The organism is Terrihalobacillus insolitus (assembly GCF_028416575.1).
Lineage (GTDB): Bacteria > Bacillota > Bacilli > Bacillales > Amphibacillaceae > Terrihalobacillus > Terrihalobacillus insolitus.
This window is the reverse complement of the sequence record NZ_JAMQKB010000001.1, coordinates 69,964-88,903: the sequence shown is the minus strand read 5'-3', so window position 1 is coordinate 88,903 and position 18,940 is coordinate 69,964. Positions and strand designations below refer to the sequence as shown.

Sequence of the window (18,940 nt, the reverse complement as noted above, 5' to 3'; positions counted from 1 at the left end):
ATAAGTGACACGAATCGACGAAATGCACTATAAAAGTACAATATCGGAAATATTGCCAATTGATAAGGAGCAATAGACCTATGTGTAGTAGGTATTTTGGAGGAATTGGGTAAAAATAAAGGAAACTATTTAATCCTTTTGTATACCTGAAAATAGAAAATAATGATAAAATGATAAAAGCACTTTTACTATAGGATACAAGTTGTTAGAGTAACAGATTAGGAGACGACCTAGGAGGGGTTTACATGGAGCAACTTTTACGCAACTTTTTTTTATTTTTGTCGAAAAATAAATTTTTCACAAAGCTTGCAAAAAAATACGGACTTCGGTTTGGAGCTGCTCGTTTTGTTGCTGGAGAAACGATTGCAGATGCAACAAAGATCATTCAAAAGCTTAATGATCAGGGATTGGTTGTTACGATTGACCACTTAGGAGAGTTTATTGAGAGTGAGGATGAAGCAAAGCAAGCTGCAGATGAATGTGTTGAAGCAATTGAAGCTATCTCAAAACACGGACTCGATTCACAGCTTTCACTTAAGATGACCTCTATGGGATTAGATATATCTGATGAACTCGTCATGGAAAACATGCGTAAGATATTGGATGCGGGGAAGAAACATCAAGTGTTTGTCACAATTGATATGGAGGATTTCGAGCGTTCCCAGAAAACACTTGATATTTTCAAAAAATTGAAAGAAGAATATGACGGCATTGGCACGGTTTTACAGGCGTATTTGTACCGTACCGTTGATGACATAGAAGACCTTAACAAGTATAGCCCTAATCTTCGTCTTGTTAAGGGTGCATATAAAGAGTCACCTAAAGTTGCGTTTCCAGATAAAAAAGATACGGATGATAATTATAAAAAGATCATAAAAATGCATATGTTAAATGGAAATTACACAGCAGTTGCGACCCATGATGATGCAATGATTGAATTTACGAAAATGGTTGAAAAAGAACATAAAATTCCGAGAGATCAATTTGAATTTCAAATGTTATATGGAATTCGAACAGATCGTCAAGACGAATTAGTCAAAGAAGGCTATAAAATGCGTGTGTATGTACCGTACGGGGATGATTGGTATGGTTACTTTATGCGAAGATTAGCTGAGCGCCCAGCTAATGTCGCCTTTGTTTTAAAAGGAATTTTTAAAAAATAGAAGGACTTTAGCTTTAGGTTGCTGCCAGTGCAAAGACGGCATTTGGAATGCCGTCTTTCGTTGGCTTAGAATCCAATTTTCGCCCCAATGGTCTAGCGTTTTAACAATCGCCCGAAAATCCAAATGTACCAAAAATTCAAGTGGACCTGGTTATAAAAATAAAGAAAAGGATTGCGAAATGTCAGAAAGTATTTTATACTAACATCAGAAGTTTACTTAAGTTGTAAGGAAATTAAGACACCAATAGGAAGAAATGTGTAGATGGGGAACTATCTTCTTTTTTTCAGAGCAAAAATGAATGAGTATTCATTCAAAATGATAGGGGGAAATAAAATGAGTCGAATAATCAAGCGCGCAGCAGTGCTAGGATCGGGTGTAATGGGATCAGGAATTGCGGCACACCTAGCAAATGTGGGGATACCAACCATAATGCTTGATATTGTTCCGAGAACGTTAACGGCCGAGGAACAACAAAAAGGATTAACCCTTGAAGATAAAGAGGTAAGAAATCGGATCGCCGCTAACAGCAAAAAAGCTTTACTAAAACAAAAGCCATCACCCATTACAAGTAAACAAAATTTAGAACTCATTGATGTAGGCAATATGGAAGATGACATGGAGCGCCTCTATGAAGTGGATTGGATTATTGAAGTAGTTGTTGAACATCTACCTATTAAAAAGAAGGTCTTTGCAGAGGTGGAAAAATATCGGAAGGAAGGCACGATTGTAACTTCAAACACTTCTGGTATTTCTGTAGAAAAAATGATTGAGGATCGATCACCAGAATTCCGAAAGCATTTCCTTGGAACACACTTTTTTAATCCGCCACGCTACTTAAAGCTATTGGAAGTTATTCCGACGAAGGATACGGCTCCAGATGTCTTGCAGTTTATGAAGAAGTTTGGTGAGGATGTTCTTGGTAAAGGGGTGGTTCAAGCGAAGGATACACCTAACTTTATCGCAAATAGAATAGGTACTTATGGACTGCTTATCACAGTTCAAGAAATGCTCAAGAACGGGTATAGCGTTGGGGAAGTGGACTCTGTAACCGGACCATTAATTGGTAGGCCAAAAAGTGCAACCTTTCGCACCCTTGATGTTGTCGGTTTGGATACCTTTATTCATGTAGCAAAAAATGTGTATGATCAGGTCGATGGAGTGGAAAAGGAAGTATTTGAAGTTCCGTCATTCATGAAAACGATGCAAGATAACGGATGGCTAGGTGCTAAAAGCGGGCAAGGGTTTTTCTTGAAGAAAAAAGAAAAAGGAAAGAGTACGATACTCGAATTAAATCCTACTACGCTTGAGTATGAAAACCGAAAAAAATTGAAAACAAAAGCAACAGAGCTGGCCAAACAAGAGAAAGGCTCAAGGAGAAAATTGAAAGCGCTTATTTCAACAAAAGGTGATCGGGCAGGTGATCTCATTTGGAACATTGCCCACCCTGTCTTACGCTATTCTGCTGAACTTTTAGGTGAGATTGCGGATGACATTCCTTCAATTGATGATGCGATGAAATGGGGATTTGGTTGGGAAATAGGCCCATTTGAAATGTGGGATGCGATCGGCGTAGGAGAATCTGTTGCAAGAATGGAAGCAGAAGGATATACAGTACCTCGATGGATCCATGAAATGCTAGATAATGGTTACGAGTCATTTTATAAAAAAGAAGGAGCTCGTGTCGCTTTTTATGATAATGGCACTTACAAGCAACAATCCTTTAACAAAAAGGAGATTCATCTTAAACGATTAAAGGCAGAAAACGGCGTTATTAAGAAGAACAGTGGAGCAAGTTTAATCGATTTAGGGGATGGTGTAGCGGGATTAGAATTTCACTCGCAAAACAATGCGATTGGTATGGACATCATTCAAATGGTTCATTTTGCCATTGATGAAGTGGGAAAGAATTACGAAGGACTTGTAATTGGTAACCAAGGGAAGAACTTCTGTGTTGGAGCAAATTTAGCCATGATGCTAATGGAGGCACAGGATGCGAACTTTTTTGAAATCGAAATGGTTGTAAAGCAATTTCAAAATGCCATGATGAAAATAAAATATGCGAATAAACCAGTTGTAGCAGCACCATTTGGAATGACTTTAGGTGGTGGAGCAGAGGTTTGTTTACCAGCAAGCTCGATCCAAGCATCGCAAGAAACGTACATGGGTTTAGTGGAATTCGGTGTTGGACTTATCCCTGGTGGCGGGGGTAACAAGGAGCTCTATATAAAGCATATCAAACATTTACCACTAGGAGTAAACCTTGATCTTCAAAAAGTAACAAATGAAGTGTTTGAAAAAATAGCGTTAGCCAAAGTTTCGACTTCTGCTGAAGAAGCTAGAGAAAACGGCTTTCTAAACAAACAGGATGCCATTAGCGTCAATTCAGATCATCTTATCTATGACGCAAAACAAAAAGTGTTAGGGTTAGCTACTGCTGGATATAAGAGCCCTAAAAGGGAGCCCATCCCAGTTGTTGGAGAAGCAGGATATGCAACGATGTTATTGGGGGCGAAATCACTAGTTCAAAGTGGGTATGCATCAGATCATGATTTGAAAATTGCGGATAAATTAGCTTTTGTCCTTGCTGGTGGAAGATTAAAGGAAGGTACATTGGTAGACGAACAGTATTTGCTAGATTTAGAGCGTGAAGCATTTTTGAGTTTAATTGGTGAGCGAAAGACACAAGAAAGAATGCAGCATATGCTCTTGAAAGGAAAACCACTACGTAACTAATTTGTAAACAAGGGGGAAAAAAAGTGAAAGAAGCAGTTATTGTTGCAGGTGCAAGAACCCCTGTAGGAAAAGCCAAAAAGGGATCATTGGCGAATACAAGACCAGACGATTTAGCTGCATTGACAATTAAAGAAACATTAAAACGTGCGGGTGGATATGCTGGGTCGATTGATGATGTCATCATTGGGTGTGCAATGCCTGAAGCAGAACAAGGCATGAATATGGCGAGAAATATAGCTGGCTTAGCTGGGCTATCACATGACATCCCAGGAATTACGATCAATCGTTATTGCTCTTCCGGACTTCAAAGTATTGCTTTTGGAGCAGAAAGAATCATGCTTGGGCACAGTGATACGGTAGTTGCAGGTGGTGCCGAATCTATGAGTCTTATTCCTATGGGAGGCCATGTTATTAAACCGAATCTAGAACTTGTACAGAACGCTCCAGGGTACTATATGTCAATGGGGCACACAGCAGAGGAGGTAGCGAGTCGTTTTGATGTTTCTAGAGTAGATCAAGACGCATTTGCAGCAAGAAGCCATGCAAGAGCTGCGAAAGCAATCGATGAAGGCAAATTTGATGAAGAAGTCGTTCCAGTTGAAGTGACGACTCGTGAACTAGGTGTAGACAACAAAGTAGTGGAAAAAACATTTCTTTTTAAACAAGATGAAGGCGTAAGACGTGATACAACGCCCGAAGGATTAGCAAAATTAAAACCCGCTTTTTCCGTCAACGGTTCGGTTACAGCAGGAAATTCGTCGCAAATGAGTGACGGCGCTGCCGCCGTACTTCTCATGGACAGGGAAAAAGCAGTGGCAGAAGGACTAAAGCCACTTGTGAAGTTTCATGGGTTTGCAGTAGCAGGGGTGGAGCCAGAAATTATGGGAGTTGGCCCGATCAAAGCCATTCCAAAAGCACTTAAAATAGCAGGACTGCAGCTTTCGGACATTGGATTGTTTGAACTGAATGAGGCTTTTGCATCACAGTCACTAAGGGTGATTCGAGAGCTCGGTCTTGATGAGGAAAAGGTGAATGTGAATGGTGGTGCGATTGCATTAGGGCATCCACTAGGCTGTACGGGTACAAAATTAACCCTAAGTTTAATTTATGAAATGAGGCGTCGTCAAGAACAATTTGGTGTCGTTACCATGTGTATTGGCGGCGGTATGGGTGCCGCTGGCGTATTTGAATTATTATAAAAAAGGGGTAGAGACCAATGGACGAAACAAAAGAAAAGTTCTTTAAAGGTGGCGGCTTTTTAATCGAGGATCTTCAGGCGGAGGATGTGATTACACCCGAAGATTTTACGGATGAGCATTGGATGATTGCAAAAACAACAGAGGATTTTGTTATTGGTGAGGTATTACCAAAAGTAGACAATTTAGAAAATCACGAGTTTGACCACTCCGTAAAGCTGTTAAAGCAAGCAGGGGAACTTGGATTATTAGGGGCAGATGTGCCAGAGGAGTACGGTGGTCTTGGCTTAGATAAGATAAGTTCATCCCTTATTACGGAAAAACTTTCAAGAGCGGGTGGCTTTTCTGTCTCACATGGTGCACACGTTGGCATTGGATCATTACCAATCGTATTCTTTGGAAACGAAGCACAAAAACAAAAATACCTTCCACAGCTTGCAACAGGAGAAAAATTGGCAGCATATGCACTAACAGAGCCAGGCTCGGGTTCCGATGCTCTCGGAGCTAAAACAACAGCAAAGCTAAATGAAGCGGGGACACATTACATTTTAAACGGTGAAAAACAATGGATTACAAATTCGGCATTCGCAGATGTTTTTGTTGTGTATGCCAAAATTGATGGGGATAAATTTACAGCTTTTATCGTGGAACGAGACTTCCCAGGGCTGTCCACAGGTCCAGAAGAGAAGAAAATGGGAATAAAAAGTTCTTCAACAAGAACGTTGATTTTAGAAGATGTAGAGGTTCCAGTTGAAAATGTGTTAGGTGAAATAGGCCGTGGTCATGTGATCGCATTTAATATCCTAAATGTAGGTCGTTATAAGCTAGCGATTGGTGGAGTCGGTGGCTCAAAACTCGGAATTGAGCTTGCTGTTAAATATACCAATCAAAGAAGACAGTTTAACACACCAATATCTAGTTTTTCATTAACGAAAGAAAAACTAGCAACGATGGCAGCAAACACATATGCTAATGAAAGTGCCGTATATCGTACGGTGGGCCTATTTGAACAAAGTCTTGGGAACCTTAGCCAAGACGCTTTAAATGATGGGAAGGAAGTTGCGAAAGTAATTGCCGAATACCAAATCGAGTGCTCACTAAACAAAGTGTTTTGTACGGAATTACTTGACTATGTTGCAGATGAAGCGGTTCAGTTGCATGGTGGGTATGGATTCATGCAAGAATATGAGGTAGAGCGGATGTACCGCGATTCTCGAATCAACCGGATTTTTGAAGGTACAAATGAAATCAATCGGATGCTCGTACCTGGATCCCTTTTGAAAAAGGCAATGAAAGGAGAATTGCCTCTCCTACAAAAAGCGCAGTCCTTACAAGAAGAACTCATGATGATGATGCCAGAGGAAGTTGGAACAGAGACACTTGAACAAGAAAAATACTTGCTTAAAAACGCAAAGAAAATAGGGCTTGTGGCAGCTGGCTTGGCAGCACAGAAATACGGGCAAAAGTTGGAGAATGAACAAGAACTACTAGTAAATATTGCTGACATAGTCGGAGAAATATACAACATGGAGTCTGCCATCTTACGAACAGAGAAAGCAATAAATAAAAACGGGTTAGAAAAAAACAAACAAAAGATTCTTTATACGGAAGTGTATGTTCAAGAGGCATTCAATCGTGTTGAAGCAAATGCTAAAGAGACATTAATTGCTAGTGAATCAGGTGACACACTACGTATGATGCTATCCGCATTAAGGAAGCTTACACGCCATGATCCTACAAACGTCATCGCGAAGAAACGTGAAATTGCAGCAAGTATTATAGAAGAAGAAAAGTATATCGTGTAATGAATGGAAAGTTTGAGGATTCTTGTCTTAGGGTTATCAGTTTCGTTATCCCAGGAAAACATAACATATGATCAGACGCCTAAATCGTATAGCGGTTTAGGCTTTTCTAATCCTTGTGATCAATCGATGGCTTCTTGAACAACCTCTTATATGAAAACGAAAAGTAATTTGTGGTAAAATGAACTTGTTTAACACAACTGATTAAGGGGGGAATATGCTTATGTCTGTTACATTTTATTGGTATCCGAATTGTGATACGTGTAAAAAAGCGAAAAAATGGATGGATGAACATAACGTGACCTACAATCCAATACATATTGTAGAGGAACCACCATCAAAAGATCAGCTTGCTGATTTTATTGCGAAAAGTGAACAACCGATCAAAAAATTTTTCAATACAAGTGGAAAAAAGTATCGAGAGCTGGGCTTAAAGGATAAATTAAAAACAGCAACCGAAGAGGAACAGCTTTTATTATTAGCTTCAGACGGCATGCTGATCAAGCGTCCAATCGTAACAGACGGAAAAAATGCAACAGTTGGTTTTAAAGAAGAGGAGTTTAACAATACCTGGATTTAGTCTATACTAGTATAGGAAAATAAGTGCATTTAAAAAGGTAAGGTTGAAAATTTGAAACAAATAATTGGAAATAGAAGCAATAAGCTTTTATATTCATACATAAGGTCTTTGACTAAAAAATTGGAGGGTAATAGATGAGTCTACCAAAAGATTTGCGTTACACGGAGGAACATGAATGGGTTAAGTTAGAAGACAGCAAAGTAAGGATTGGGATTACGGAATTTGCTCAATCAGAATTAGGAGACATTGTATTTGTTGAATTACCGCAAGAAGGAGATGAGATTGAAGCGGACGAGCCCTTTGGCAGTGTGGAATCGGTCAAAACCGTTTCAGAATTGTACGCACCAATTAGTGGGAAAGTTATTCAGGTTAATGAAGAACTCGAGGATAGCCCAGAGTTTGTCAATGAATCGCCATTTGAGAAAGCATGGATGATTGTAGTAGAGCCTGCCAACTTGTCTGATGTTGACGAGCTAATGACAGCTGAACAATATGAACAACTCATCAATGAAGAGGATTAATACGATAGGTGACTTTTTGAACAACCTCTATAGGCATGAAAGTCTCAAAACCAAAATAAAATAGTAGTGAAAAAACTTTAATCCCTTGCTCCAATAAAATGGCAAGGGATTCTTTCCATCATCACATGGAAAATAATATTTTGTGCATAAGTAGGTGGACTGTGTGGAGAAGGAAGATAAAGTTATCATTGTAGAGGGTCGCACAGATAAACAGCAAATAAGTAAAATTATAGCAGAAGATGTTGAAATTATATGTACGAATGGAACAATCGGAATTGATCGACTTGAACAACTTATTTTAGATCATGATCTTGATCATAAAGACGTCTATATTCTTGTTGATGAGGATTATTCGGGTCATAAACTAAGAAAACAATTGTCCTTTGAACTACCACATGCCGACCATATCTATATTGATAGGGCATATCGAGAGGTTGCGGCAACCCCAGCACAGGAACTTGCAGCAGTATTACTAAGTAAACGAATTTCAATCCATCCAATATTTTTATCATGACAGGTGATTAAATGATAACATTTCAAGAAAGTGTACATGAAATAATGTCGGATCAAACAGCAATCATTTTTATCCACACCCCACTTTGTGGTACATGCAAGTTAGCTCGCACAATGCTGGAAACAATTGAAATCACGTTGGATAAGAATATATTTTATGATATGAATGGCTCCATTTACCCTCAATTCCTGCAAGATCACAAAGTGGAAAGTATACCATGTTTAATGATTATCGTTAACGGAGAGGTGGAAAGAAAAATATATGCGTTTCAGTCTGTACCATATCTTTATGATCTTTTAAAAGCGTATATCCATGTCGGAAAGTGAAATTATTTCCCAAGAAATAAAGATGCCCTTATCAGAACTTTTGCCCTGACTATTCGTCGTCGAATTTATATGAATACTCTATTTATTTTTACCGTTGTTGACACTCTGATTCTATCATGCTAAAATCCTTCTATATTATTGGAAAGTAAAAATTCATACGTATCTCTTATCGAGAGAGGTGGAGGGACTGGCCCGATGAAGCCCGGCAACCGTCAAGCAATGCTTGGAAAGGTGCCAATTCCTGCAGAGCTATGTGCTTTGGCAGATGAGGGAACTGAAGACATAAGTGATTTGCGTCTTTCTGTTCTCTTGGACAGAAAGACTTTTTAGTTTAGGAGGAAGCTATTATGATATCAATCAGGGGATTAACAAAAATCTATCATACGAAGTTAAATCAAATAAAAGCTGTAGATGACCTTGATTTAGATGTAAAAAAAGGTGAAATTTTCGGGGTGATCGGTTACAGCGGTGCTGGGAAAAGTACCTTTATTCGTTTAATGAATAGACTGGAAAATCCAACCTCTGGAAAGATCATGATCGATGAGGAAGAAATTACGGCCTTATCTAAAGATCAGCTACGCGTTTCAAGACAAGGAATCGGGATGATCTTTCAGCATTTTAATTTGCTTTGGTCTAGAACCGTCCATGAAAATATCGCTTTTCCATTAGAAATTGCTGGGGTTCCTAAGGCAGAACGGATAAAGCGTGTAGATGAGCTCATTGATTTAGTAGGTCTGTCAGGACGTGGGGACGCCTATCCATCGCAGTTAAGTGGTGGACAAAAGCAACGGGTTGGTATTGCTCGAGCTTTAGCGAACAATCCAAAGGTACTACTATGTGACGAAGCGACTTCAGCATTGGATCCTGAAACGACAGACTCCATACTCAATCTGCTCGTTGATATCAACCAAAAATTAGGACTCACCATCATACTGATTACACATGAAATGCACGTAATCAGAAAGATTTGTCATCGTGTAGCAGTGATGGAAGCAGGGAAAGTTGTGGAACAAGGGGATGTATTGGATGTGTTCCTTCACCCAAAACTTCCGGTAACAAAAAGATTTGTTGAACAGGTGATGGGGGATAGGGAACAGGACGATGCACTAGATAAGATCACACAATCCTATACAACTGGTAAAGTTGTCAGGCTTCATTTTGTAGGAGAAATCACAAATCAAGCAATTATTAGTACAGTTGCAAAACAATTTGATGTGCAAGCAAATATTTTACAAGGCAAAATCACCCAAACGCAAAAAGGTGCGTATGGCACACTGTTTGTTCATTTCGATGGTGAAGAGTCTGAAATTCAAAAGGCAATTGATTTTATCACCTCAACCTCGGTAAAAGTGGAGGTGGGGTTACATGATTAAGCAATTATTTCCTAATGCAAATTGGAATGAATTGTGGATCGCATCCTATGAAACATTATATATGACGATTATTTCTTTAGTTGGTACGTTTGTTCTCGGAATTTTGTTAGGATTATTACTTTATTTGACAACAAAGAATGGTATTTGGGAAAACAAAATACTACATGTGATCGTGTCAGCTACCGTTAATATTTTAAGGGCGATCCCATTTATTATTTTAATTATTTTATTACTTCCATTTACAGATTTTTTGGTTGGTTCCATTCGCGGGCCAAACGCCGCTTTACCCGCTTTAATCATAGGAGCAGCTCCATTTTACGGACGGTTGGTTGAGGTAAGCTTGAGGGAAGTCGACAAGGGTGTAATTGAAGCAGCCTCGGCAATGGGAGCCAAAACACGTACCATTATTTTCAAGGTGCTTTTGCCAGAGTCCATGCCTGGTCTCGTTTCAAATCTTACAGTTACTGGGATTGCCTTGATCGGTTACACGGCCATTGCTGGTGTGATCGGTGCTGGAGGATTAGGTGATTTCGCATACTACTATGGATTTCAAAGAAGAGCAACAGATGTTGTATTCATTTGTACCGTATTGATCGTATTAATCGTATTTATTTTTCAGTTTACTGGGGATTGGATTACGAATAAGCTCGATAAAAGATAATCTTTCACCTGTATCGCACGTCTAGGAAAATAGTGTTAATAATGAAAGGAAATACCCTAAATACGTAGGTGAACAACTTGCGCTTAGGTAAATATAGAAAAAATAAAAAGGGGAGTTATTAAAATGAAAAAAATACTAGCATTACTTTTAACAGCATTATTCGTTGTCGTGTTAGCTGCATGTGGTTCTAATGAAGGTGAAGAAACACAAACAGGAAGTGACTCAACAGAAGAAAACGGTGGCGAGGCAACGGAAGAAACACAAGAAAATACAGAAATAGTCGTTGGTGCATCTAGTACACCACATGCTGTTATCTTAGAAGAAGCAAAGCCACTTTTAGCTGAAAAAGGCATTACGTTAAAAATCGAGCAATATCAAGATTATATTTTTCCGAATAAAGATTTAGCAAATGGAACTTTAGATGCGAACTATTTCCAACACGTTCCATATCTAAACGATCAAGAGGAAGAGTTTGGCTATGATTTTGTAAATCTTGGTGGCATTCATATTGAACCAATGGGCGTTTATTCTAAGAACATAAAAAGTGTAGATGAAATCCCAGATGGAACAACCGTAATTATCAGCCGTTCGATTCCTGACCACGGTCGTATTCTAGCTTTGTTTGAAGAACAAGGTCTCATAAAACTAAAGGAAGGCGTTGACAAGGTCAGTGCAAAGATTGATGATATCGTAGAAAATCCGAAAAACCTGAATTTTGATCCAAGTGTTGAAGCAGCGCTTCTCCCTGAAATGTATGATAAAGAAGAAGATGCATTGGTAGCGATTAACACTAATTATGCAATTGAGGCAGATTTAAATCCTACCGAAGATTCTCTTTTCATTGAAGGTGCTAAATCTCCTTACGTGAACGTTGTTGCTGCAAGATCAGAAGATAAAGATAATGAAGCACTAAAAACATTAGTTGAAGTGTTGCAATCTGAAGAAATTCAAAACTTTATTAAGGAAGAATTCCAAGGAAATATTGTACCAGCTCCAACTGAAGGAGAATAAAGCGAACTCTTTCCAGCAAGCTGAAACATCTTAGAAGGATAAGCGACTCAACCTTAATAGTTGAGTCGCTTATTTTGTTTTCGTGTTGCGTGAGCACCCGCGCTTTTATTATATCCGTCTTCAGTTATCGAGCATATAATAGCAATTATAAGTATATTAAAAGATTTTTACTTACACCGTTCGTATATTCATCACACCAATACACAACCCTCTTCAGTATGAATTGTAAGGCATTATCCATATTGTTGAAAAATTCATCTCTGTGGTAAACTTATTTTTGTAAACATTCAGAAGGGATGGATTTATTATTACAAATAGTGGTTTAGAATTGACTTATACCGCTGAAATGGAAAAGGCTATGCAGCAATCTCATGGAGTGGGGTATGCAGAGTATAGCAGAAAGCTTGAAAAAAGATTAGATATTGAAAAGAAAAGGCAAAGTAGCTATAAGAGAAGTCAGCAAATCTACGCTGAAGTAGATCGTCAATTACACAGGTAAACGTTTCAGGCGTAAAACCCTTGTTACCAACCATGGTGACAAGGGTTTTGCGTTGTTTGTTTACTTTTAAAAGAAAATAGTGCACACACTATTAGGATACGAACGGTTTGTCCATAATAGGTTTAGGTGTTCCTTTTTTTCTATAGAAATTGGTCATTTGTAGATTAGTCGGTAAAAGTTGAATATAGATTTGAAATGATATAAGATTGTAATGAGAATAGATTGAGAATGGACGAAAAAACATTGTTCCATTTCATTATAAGATGATGAGACTATCTCTGAATCATAGTGTTGCTCATTTTCTAACAAATAGTTTAATTGGAGGTATCAATATGGCTGGATCTACATTAGAAATCAAGGATCTTCATGTGTCCATTGAGGACGAGAAAATTTTAAAGGGTGTGAATCTTACAATAAAGGGTGGAGAATTCCACGCGGTAATGGGACCAAATGGTACAGGTAAATCTACACTTGCTTCTGCAATAATGGGGCACCCTAAATATGAGATTACACAAGGGAGCATCTTTTTAGACGGAAAAGACGTCTTAGAAATGGAAGTCGATGAACGTGCACAGGCTGGACTTTTTCTTGCTATGCAATACCCAAGTGAAATCAGCGGTGTGACCAATTCTGATTTTTTACGTTCTTCTATTAATGCGAGAAGAGAAGAAGGTAATGAGATTTCGTTGATGAAGTTTATTAAAGAAATGGACGAAGCTATGGACTATCTTGAAATCGATAAAAATATGGCACAACGTTATTTGAACGAAGGATTCTCAGGTGGAGAGAAAAAACGAAACGAAATTCTTCAATTAATGATGATCAAGCCAGAGATTGCCATTTTAGATGAAATAGACTCAGGACTTGATATTGATGCCTTAAAGGTTGTTTCAAAAGGTATTAACAAGCTTCGTGATGAGTCATTTGGCTGTCTCATTATTACGCACTATCAAAGACTACTTAACTATATCACACCAGATAAAGTGCATGTTATGATGCAAGGTCGTGTTGTGAAGTCAGGTGGACCAGAGCTAGCCCAAAGGCTAGAAGCGGAAGGCTATGATTGGATCAAGGCCGAATTAGGTATTGAAGACGAAACTGTTGAACAAAACGCGTAAGGTAAGGAGGGGTATCATGACCGTGGAAACAAAGCTGCCATATGATAAAGATTATATAAACGAGTACTCAGAAAACCGTTTAGAACCGGAATGGATGAAGTCTTTGCGCCTTTATGCATTGGAAAAATCAGAGACGCTTTCAATGCCAAAACCGGATAAAACCAATATTACGAAGTGGAACTTCAGCGATTTTACACATGCAGTAGATGGGGCTACTCTAACATCTTTAGATGAATTGCCTGAGCAAATTAAAGACTTTCTTGATTCTGAAGCGAAACAAGAAAATTTGGTTATTCAAAGAAATCAGTCTGTAGCGTTTGCTTCTCTTTCTGCTTCACTTAAAGAAAAAGGAGTTATTTTTACAGATATATTTACAGCTTTGCAAGAAAATGAAGAACTTGTGAAAAGATATTACATGAAGGATGCAGTTGGGATCGATGAAAATCGTTTGACTGCATTACACGCGGCCTTAATGAATGGCGGTGTATTCGTGTACGTTCCAAAAAATGTAGTAATTGAAGAGCCGTTGCATACGATTTTTTGGCAAGAAGATTCAAAAGCAGCCTCATTTAATCATGTGATTGTTGTGGCAGAGGAAAATAGTTCTTTAACATATGTAGAAAATTACGTATCCAACAATCACGAAGACGAGACAGTAGCGAACATTGTTACCGAGGTAATTGCGCATAACAACGCAAACATTTCCTTTGGTGCAGTCGATAATTTTGCACAGGGAACAACTACCTATGTCAATCGCCGTGGTGTTGCTTATCGGGATGCTGTAATCGATTGGGCACTTGGTCAAATGAATGACGGAAATACAGTATCTGAAAATATTACACATTTAGTTGGAGAAAATGCACGTTCGAATGCAAAAAGTGTTTCTGTTGGACGGGGGAAACAGTCTCAAAATTTCACTTCAAAAATCGTTCATTTTGGAAAACAATCGGACGGTTATATTTTGCAGCACGGTGTTATGAAGGATAGCGCAGTCTCTATTTATAATGGGATTGGTAAAATCGAGCACGGTGCAACAAAATCCAATGCAGAGCAAGAGTCACGCGTACTAATGTTAAGTAAGAATGCTAGAGGGGACGCAAATCCAATCCTATTAATTGATGAGGATGATGTTACTGCTGGTCACGCAGCATCTGTTGGAAGAGTGGATCCTGTTCAACTGTATTACCTTATGAGCCGGGGTATTTCTAAAATGGAAGCGGAACGGTTAATTATCCATGGTTTCTTAAATCCAGTAGTAAATCAAATTCCGATAAAAGCAGTGAAGGATCAATTAACACAGGTCATTGAAAGGAAGGTTAACTAATGGATGTAAAGGCCATTAGAGAGCAGTTCCCTATTCTTGACCAAGAAGTAAATGGTAACCCATTAGTCTACTTGGATTCGTCAGCAACCTCTCATAAACCATTAGCCGTTATAGAAGCCATTGACACGTATTATAAAAAAGATAATTCAAATGTCCATCGAGGTGTACACACTCTCGGAACAAGGGCAACAGACAAATATGAAGGTGCTAGAGATAAAGTAAAAGACTTTATCAATGCCTCAAGTAGGGAAGAAGTTATTTTTACTAGAGGTACAACAACATCGATTAACACAGTTGCGTATAGTTATGCAAGAGCGAACCTTGGAGAAGGCGATGAAATTGTCATCACACCAATGGAACATCATAGCAACATTATTCCATGGCAACAAGTAGCTAAAGCAACAGGTGCGACGTTGAAATATATCCCGCTTCAACCGGACGGTACTGTTACATTAGAAGATGTAAAAACAACGGTTACGAATAACACGAAGATCGTTGCAATGGTGCACGTGTCGAATGTACTTGGAACTGTGAATCCAGTTAAAGATGTAGCAGAAATAGCACACGATCATGGTGCTGTCATGCTTGTAGATGGCGCACAAAGTGCACCACATATGAAGATTGATGTTCAAGACTTAAACTGTGATTTCTTTGCCTTTTCGGCACATAAGATGTGTGGTCCTACTGGAATTGGTGTACTATATGGGAAAAAAGAATTATTAAAGAACATGGAACCAGTTGAATTCGGCGGAGAAATGATTGATTTTGTTAATCTCTATGATTCCACATGGAAAGACCTACCGTGGAAATTTGAAGGTGGCACGCCGATAATTGCAGGTGCAATTGGATTAGGTGCTGCAATAGACTTTCTAAATCAGGTAGGATTTGATACAATTGCATCACATGAACATGAATTAGCATCCTATGCCATGGAAAAGTTAAGCTTAATCGACGGCTTAACGATCTATGGGCCAACTGAAAGATCTTCGCTCGTTACATTTAACCTAGATCAGGTTCATCCACACGATACTGCAACCGTGCTTGACTCAATGGGAATAGCCATACGAGCGGGGCACCATTGTGCACAACCTTTGATGAAATGGTTGGAAGTGACAGCCACTGCAAGGGCAAGTTTTTATCTTTACAATACAAATGAGGATATCGATCGGCTTGTGGATGGATTAAGGAAAGCAAAGGAGTATTTTGGTGATGTCTTTTGATAACCTCGATACGTTGTATAGACAAGTAATCATGGATCATTACAAAAATCCACGAAATCGGGGCTCCTTGGATAAGGAATCGATGACGATCGATATGAACAATCCGACTTGTGGAGATCGAATACAACTTCATATATTAGTGGAAGATGGGATCGTAAAAGATGCAAAGTTTGAAGGAGAAGGTTGTTCAATCAGCCTGTCCTCTGCTTCGATGATGACGCAGGCCATTAAAGGAAAAGAAGTACAGGATGCGTTAAAAATGTCAAAACTTTTCTCGGATATGATGGTTGGAAAAGACATTGATGAGGATGGTTTAGAACTAGAAGACATACAGGCATTACAAGGTGTTTCCAAGTTTCCGGCTAGAATAAAGTGTGCAACGCTGGCATGGCAGGCATTCGAAAAAGGTGTCAGTGAAGAAGAGGTTAGTGAATAACTTAACCTTAAAGGAGGTTTTCATTCATGGCGAAAAAAGCGCCCGAAGTAGGAGAATACAAATATGGTTTCCATGAGAAAGACGTTTCTATTTTTCGAACTGAAAAAGGGTTAACCAAAAAAGTAGTTGAAGAAATTTCTAGAATTAAGGAAGAACCACAATGGATGCTCGATTTTAGATTAAAATCATTAGAGTATTTTTATAAAATGCCAATGCCACAATGGGGTGGTGACCTATCAGAACTTGATTTTGATGAAATTACGTATTATGTCAAGCCTTCTGAGAAATCAGAACGTTCTTGGGATGAAGTGCCCGAAGAAATAAAAAATACGTTTGATAAATTAGGTATTCCAGAAGCTGAGCAGAAATATCTTGCCGGTGTATCTGCACAATATGAATCTGAAGTGGTATACCATAGTTTACAAGAAGATTTAGAAGAAATGGGTATTATCTTTAAAGATACGGACACTGCTTTAAAAGAAAATGAGGATCTCTTCAAGGAATACTTTGGAAAGGTTATTCCTCCGTCTGATAATAAATTCTCAGCATTAAACTCAGCGGTTTGGTCAGGTGGATCCTTTATCTACGTACCAAAAGGGGTCAAATCAGAAACTCCATTACAGGCATATTTCCGAATTAATTCAGAAAATATGGGACAATTTGAACGAACGCTTATTATTGTTGATGAAGGTGCATCTGTCCATTATGTGGAAGGCTGTACAGCTCCAGTGTATACAACAAATTCCTTGCACAGTGCTGTAGTTGAAATTTTTGTTAAAAAGGATGCGTATTGCCGTTATACAACAATCCAAAACTGGGCAAATAATGTATATAATCTTGTAACAAAACGTGCGACATGTGATGCGAATGCAACAATGGAATGGGTCGATGGAAACATTGGCTCTAAGCTTACAATGAAATATCCTGCGGTGATCCTTAAAGGGGAAGGCGCAAGAGGGATGACATTATCCATTGCAATAGCAGGTAAAGGACAACACCAGGATGCAGGTGCGAAAATGCACCACCTTGCACCAAACACCTCTTCAACGATTGTATCAAAGTCGATTTCAAAACACGGTGGTAAGGTAACGTATCGTGGGATTGTTCAGTTTGGACGCAAAGCAGAAGGTGCACGCTCCAATGTTGAGTGTGACACGTTAATTATGGATAATAAATCAACGTCCGATACGATTCCATACAATGAAATTTTAAACGAAAACATCTCACTTGAGCACGAGGCAAAGGTTTCCAAAGTTTCTGAGGAGCAGCTCTTTTATTTAATGAGCCGTGGCATTTCAGAGACCGAAGCAACCGAAATGATCGTAATGGGATTTATCGAACCATTTACGAAAGAATTGCCAATGGAATATGCAGTTGAGATGAACCGCTTGATCAAGTTCGAGATGGAAGGTTCAATCGGGTAAGACTTTAAAACCCCTGTCACAGCAGAGTTTGTGGCAGGGGTTGTTTGTTAATTTAGTGTCTTTTTGAACAACCTCTAATAGGTAGAGCCCACATAGGGCTCTTTTGCCTATTTGGAGTCCTTCCATCCTTTGTTTTTCCGAGAATGAAATTGTGTAATTCTAGTTACAAAAATGGTATCATGAAAAATGACTGCATTGGATGGAAGGGATTACTTTGATATATATTCTTAGCTTATTGATTGGATTTTTGTCTGCTTTTATTGGTAGTATCGTTGGGTTTGGTGGTGGAATCCTCCTCGTACCAATCCTATTACTTTTATCTGAAATTAGTCCAGTTTTCAGCTGGGCGACACCGCAATCGATTGTTGGACTGTCACTCGTTGTAATGGTTTTTACTGCACTTTCTTCTACCCTTTCATACATAAAAAAGAAGCGTGTTGACTACAAAAGTGGTTTTATTTTTCTTTCTGGTGCACTTCCAGGTGGGATCGTTGGATCTTGGTTAAACCAATATATTCAATCCAATGTATTTTCTTTATATTTTGGTGTTATTGTTTTATTAATTTCGTTCCTATTTTTCCTTAAGAAACAAGAGAAATTGGCAAATCCCACAGTATTATCTGGTATGCAAAGGAACGTTATGATTGATGGAAAAGAACACTTTTATTCATACTCTGTTACTGGAGCAGTAATTCTTACCTTTGCTGTAGGTGTCTTATCAGGGTTGTTTGGCATTGGTGGGGGATCCTTAATGGTTCCTGCTATGATTCTTATGTTTGGTTTTCCTCCCCATATTGCTACCGCAACTTCTATGTTTATGATTTTTTTCTTAAGTACAATTAGTTCGATTACACATATTACACTTGGGAATGTTCTGTGGGAATATGTTGTATTCTTTATACCTGGTGCATGGATTGGCGGGACAATTGGAGCAAAAGTAAATCAACGACTAAAAGGAAATACGGTTGAGTGGTTTCTTAGAATCTTGTTAATCGTCATTGGCATTCGTTTAATTTGGCAAGGATTAGGATAGGAGTTT

Annotated in this window: 18 protein-coding genes and 1 riboswitch; all 18 genes read left to right on the top strand. The window is 38.7% G+C overall.

Annotated elements, in window-relative coordinates; genetic code table 11:
• The first annotated feature begins 245 nt into the window (after positions 1–245).
• Positions 246–1,163 carry a proline dehydrogenase gene (locus NC797_RS00465; RefSeq protein WP_272434616.1) on the top strand — a complete coding sequence of 306 codons (918 nt, stop codon included), beginning with the start codon at positions 246–248 and terminating at the stop codon, positions 1,161–1,163.
• 333 nt (positions 1,164–1,496) lie between these two features.
• Positions 1,497–3,896 (top strand): 3-hydroxyacyl-CoA dehydrogenase/enoyl-CoA hydratase family protein, encoded by a 2,400-nt coding sequence (locus NC797_RS00460; RefSeq protein WP_272434615.1) that lies wholly within the window; start codon positions 1,497–1,499, stop codon positions 3,894–3,896.
• A gap of 23 nt (positions 3,897–3,919) precedes the next feature.
• Positions 3,920–5,095 (top strand): acetyl-CoA C-acetyltransferase, encoded by a 1,176-nt coding sequence (locus tag NC797_RS00455; protein WP_272434614.1) that lies wholly within the window; start codon positions 3,920–3,922, stop codon positions 5,093–5,095.
• A gap of 17 nt (positions 5,096–5,112) precedes the next feature.
• Positions 5,113–6,897, top strand: coding sequence for an acyl-CoA dehydrogenase family protein (locus tag NC797_RS00450; protein WP_272434613.1), 1,785 nt, complete (start codon positions 5,113–5,115; stop codon positions 6,895–6,897).
• A 220-nt stretch (positions 6,898–7,117) separates the two neighbouring features.
• The gene (locus tag NC797_RS00445) at positions 7,118–7,474 is read left to right on the top strand and encodes an arsenate reductase family protein (RefSeq protein ID WP_272434610.1); all 357 of its coding nucleotides are present in this window, start codon (positions 7,118–7,120) and stop codon (positions 7,472–7,474) included.
• A 134-nt stretch (positions 7,475–7,608) separates the two neighbouring features.
• Entirely contained in the window at positions 7,609–7,995 is a 387-nt protein-coding gene (gene gcvH, locus NC797_RS00440) for a glycine cleavage system protein GcvH (RefSeq protein ID WP_272434609.1), read from the top strand.
• A 163-nt stretch (positions 7,996–8,158) separates the two neighbouring features.
• Positions 8,159–8,509, top strand: a complete 351-nt coding sequence (locus tag NC797_RS00435) for a toprim domain-containing protein (RefSeq protein WP_272434608.1) — start codon at positions 8,159–8,161, stop codon at positions 8,507–8,509.
• Positions 8,510–8,520: 11 nt separating this feature from the next.
• Positions 8,521–8,835, top strand: coding sequence for a thioredoxin family protein (locus NC797_RS00430; RefSeq protein ID WP_272434607.1), 315 nt, complete (start codon positions 8,521–8,523; stop codon positions 8,833–8,835).
• A gap of 163 nt (positions 8,836–8,998) precedes the next feature.
• Positions 8,999–9,107: riboswitch (SAM riboswitch) on the top strand.
• 75 nt (positions 9,108–9,182) lie between these two features.
• Positions 9,183–10,208 (top strand): methionine ABC transporter ATP-binding protein, encoded by a 1,026-nt coding sequence (locus tag NC797_RS00425; protein ID WP_272434606.1) that lies wholly within the window; start codon positions 9,183–9,185, stop codon positions 10,206–10,208.
• A complete protein-coding gene (locus NC797_RS00420; RefSeq protein WP_272434605.1) occupies positions 10,201–10,869 on the top strand; it encodes a methionine ABC transporter permease in 669 nt (222 codons plus the stop codon). The genes NC797_RS00425 and NC797_RS00420 overlap by 8 nt, the downstream gene beginning before the upstream one ends.
• 123 nt (positions 10,870–10,992) lie before the next feature.
• A complete protein-coding gene (locus NC797_RS00415) occupies positions 10,993–11,880 on the top strand; it encodes a MetQ/NlpA family ABC transporter substrate-binding protein (RefSeq protein WP_272434604.1) in 888 nt (295 codons plus the stop codon).
• A 328-nt stretch (positions 11,881–12,208) separates the two neighbouring features.
• A complete protein-coding gene (locus NC797_RS00410) occupies positions 12,209–12,379 on the top strand; it encodes a hypothetical protein (protein ID WP_272434603.1) in 171 nt (56 codons plus the stop codon).
• A gap of 332 nt (positions 12,380–12,711) precedes the next feature.
• The gene (sufC, locus tag NC797_RS00405) at positions 12,712–13,497 is read left to right on the top strand and encodes a Fe-S cluster assembly ATPase SufC (protein ID WP_272434602.1); all 786 of its coding nucleotides are present in this window, start codon (positions 12,712–12,714) and stop codon (positions 13,495–13,497) included.
• A gap of 16 nt (positions 13,498–13,513) precedes the next feature.
• Positions 13,514–14,821 carry a Fe-S cluster assembly protein SufD gene (sufD, locus tag NC797_RS00400; protein WP_272434601.1) on the top strand — a complete coding sequence of 436 codons (1,308 nt, stop codon included), beginning with the start codon at positions 13,514–13,516 and terminating at the stop codon, positions 14,819–14,821.
• Entirely contained in the window at positions 14,821–16,041 is a 1,221-nt protein-coding gene (locus NC797_RS00395; RefSeq protein WP_272434600.1) for a cysteine desulfurase, read from the top strand. Before sufD ends, NC797_RS00395 begins: the two co-directional genes overlap by 1 nt.
• A complete protein-coding gene (gene sufU / locus NC797_RS00390) occupies positions 16,031–16,477 on the top strand; it encodes a Fe-S cluster assembly sulfur transfer protein SufU (RefSeq protein ID WP_272434599.1) in 447 nt (148 codons plus the stop codon). Before NC797_RS00395 ends, sufU begins: the two co-directional genes overlap by 11 nt.
• A gap of 26 nt (positions 16,478–16,503) precedes the next feature.
• Entirely contained in the window at positions 16,504–17,901 is a 1,398-nt protein-coding gene (sufB, locus tag NC797_RS00385; protein ID WP_272434597.1) for a Fe-S cluster assembly protein SufB, read from the top strand.
• 214 nt (positions 17,902–18,115) lie between these two features.
• The gene (locus tag NC797_RS00380) at positions 18,116–18,934 is read left to right on the top strand and encodes a sulfite exporter TauE/SafE family protein (RefSeq protein WP_272434596.1); all 819 of its coding nucleotides are present in this window, start codon (positions 18,116–18,118) and stop codon (positions 18,932–18,934) included.
• Positions 18,935–18,940: the final 6 nt, after the last annotated feature.

Excerpts from the sequence above, each read along its gene's own strand:
- NC797_RS00445 (WP_272434610.1), top strand. The coding sequence starts at position 7,118 with ATGTCTGTTACATTTTATTGGTATCCGAATTGTGATACGTGTAAAAAA.
- NC797_RS00420 (WP_272434605.1), top strand. The coding sequence starts at position 10,201 with ATGATTAAGCAATTATTTCCTAATGCAAATTGGAATGAATTGTGGATC.
- sufC (WP_272434602.1), top strand. The coding sequence starts at position 12,712 with ATGGCTGGATCTACATTAGAAATCAAGGATCTTCATGTGTCCATTGAG.
- sufU (WP_272434599.1), top strand. The coding sequence starts at position 16,031 with ATGTCTTTTGATAACCTCGATACGTTGTATAGACAAGTAATCATGGAT.
- NC797_RS00465 (WP_272434616.1), top strand. The coding sequence starts at position 246 with ATGGAGCAACTTTTACGCAACTTTTTTTTATTTTTGTCGAAAAATAAA.
- NC797_RS00415 (WP_272434604.1), top strand. The coding sequence starts at position 10,993 with ATGAAAAAAATACTAGCATTACTTTTAACAGCATTATTCGTTGTCGTG.
- NC797_RS00450 (WP_272434613.1), top strand. The coding sequence starts at position 5,113 with ATGGACGAAACAAAAGAAAAGTTCTTTAAAGGTGGCGGCTTTTTAATC.
- NC797_RS00395 (WP_272434600.1), top strand. The coding sequence starts at position 14,821 with ATGGATGTAAAGGCCATTAGAGAGCAGTTCCCTATTCTTGACCAAGAA.
- sufD (WP_272434601.1), top strand. The coding sequence starts at position 13,514 with ATGACCGTGGAAACAAAGCTGCCATATGATAAAGATTATATAAACGAG.
- sufB (WP_272434597.1), top strand. The coding sequence starts at position 16,504 with ATGGCGAAAAAAGCGCCCGAAGTAGGAGAATACAAATATGGTTTCCAT.
- NC797_RS00425 (WP_272434606.1), top strand. The coding sequence starts at position 9,183 with ATGATATCAATCAGGGGATTAACAAAAATCTATCATACGAAGTTAAAT.
- NC797_RS00430 (WP_272434607.1), top strand. The coding sequence starts at position 8,521 with ATGATAACATTTCAAGAAAGTGTACATGAAATAATGTCGGATCAAACA.
- gcvH (WP_272434609.1), top strand. The coding sequence starts at position 7,609 with ATGAGTCTACCAAAAGATTTGCGTTACACGGAGGAACATGAATGGGTT.
- NC797_RS00460 (WP_272434615.1), top strand. The coding sequence starts at position 1,497 with ATGAGTCGAATAATCAAGCGCGCAGCAGTGCTAGGATCGGGTGTAATG.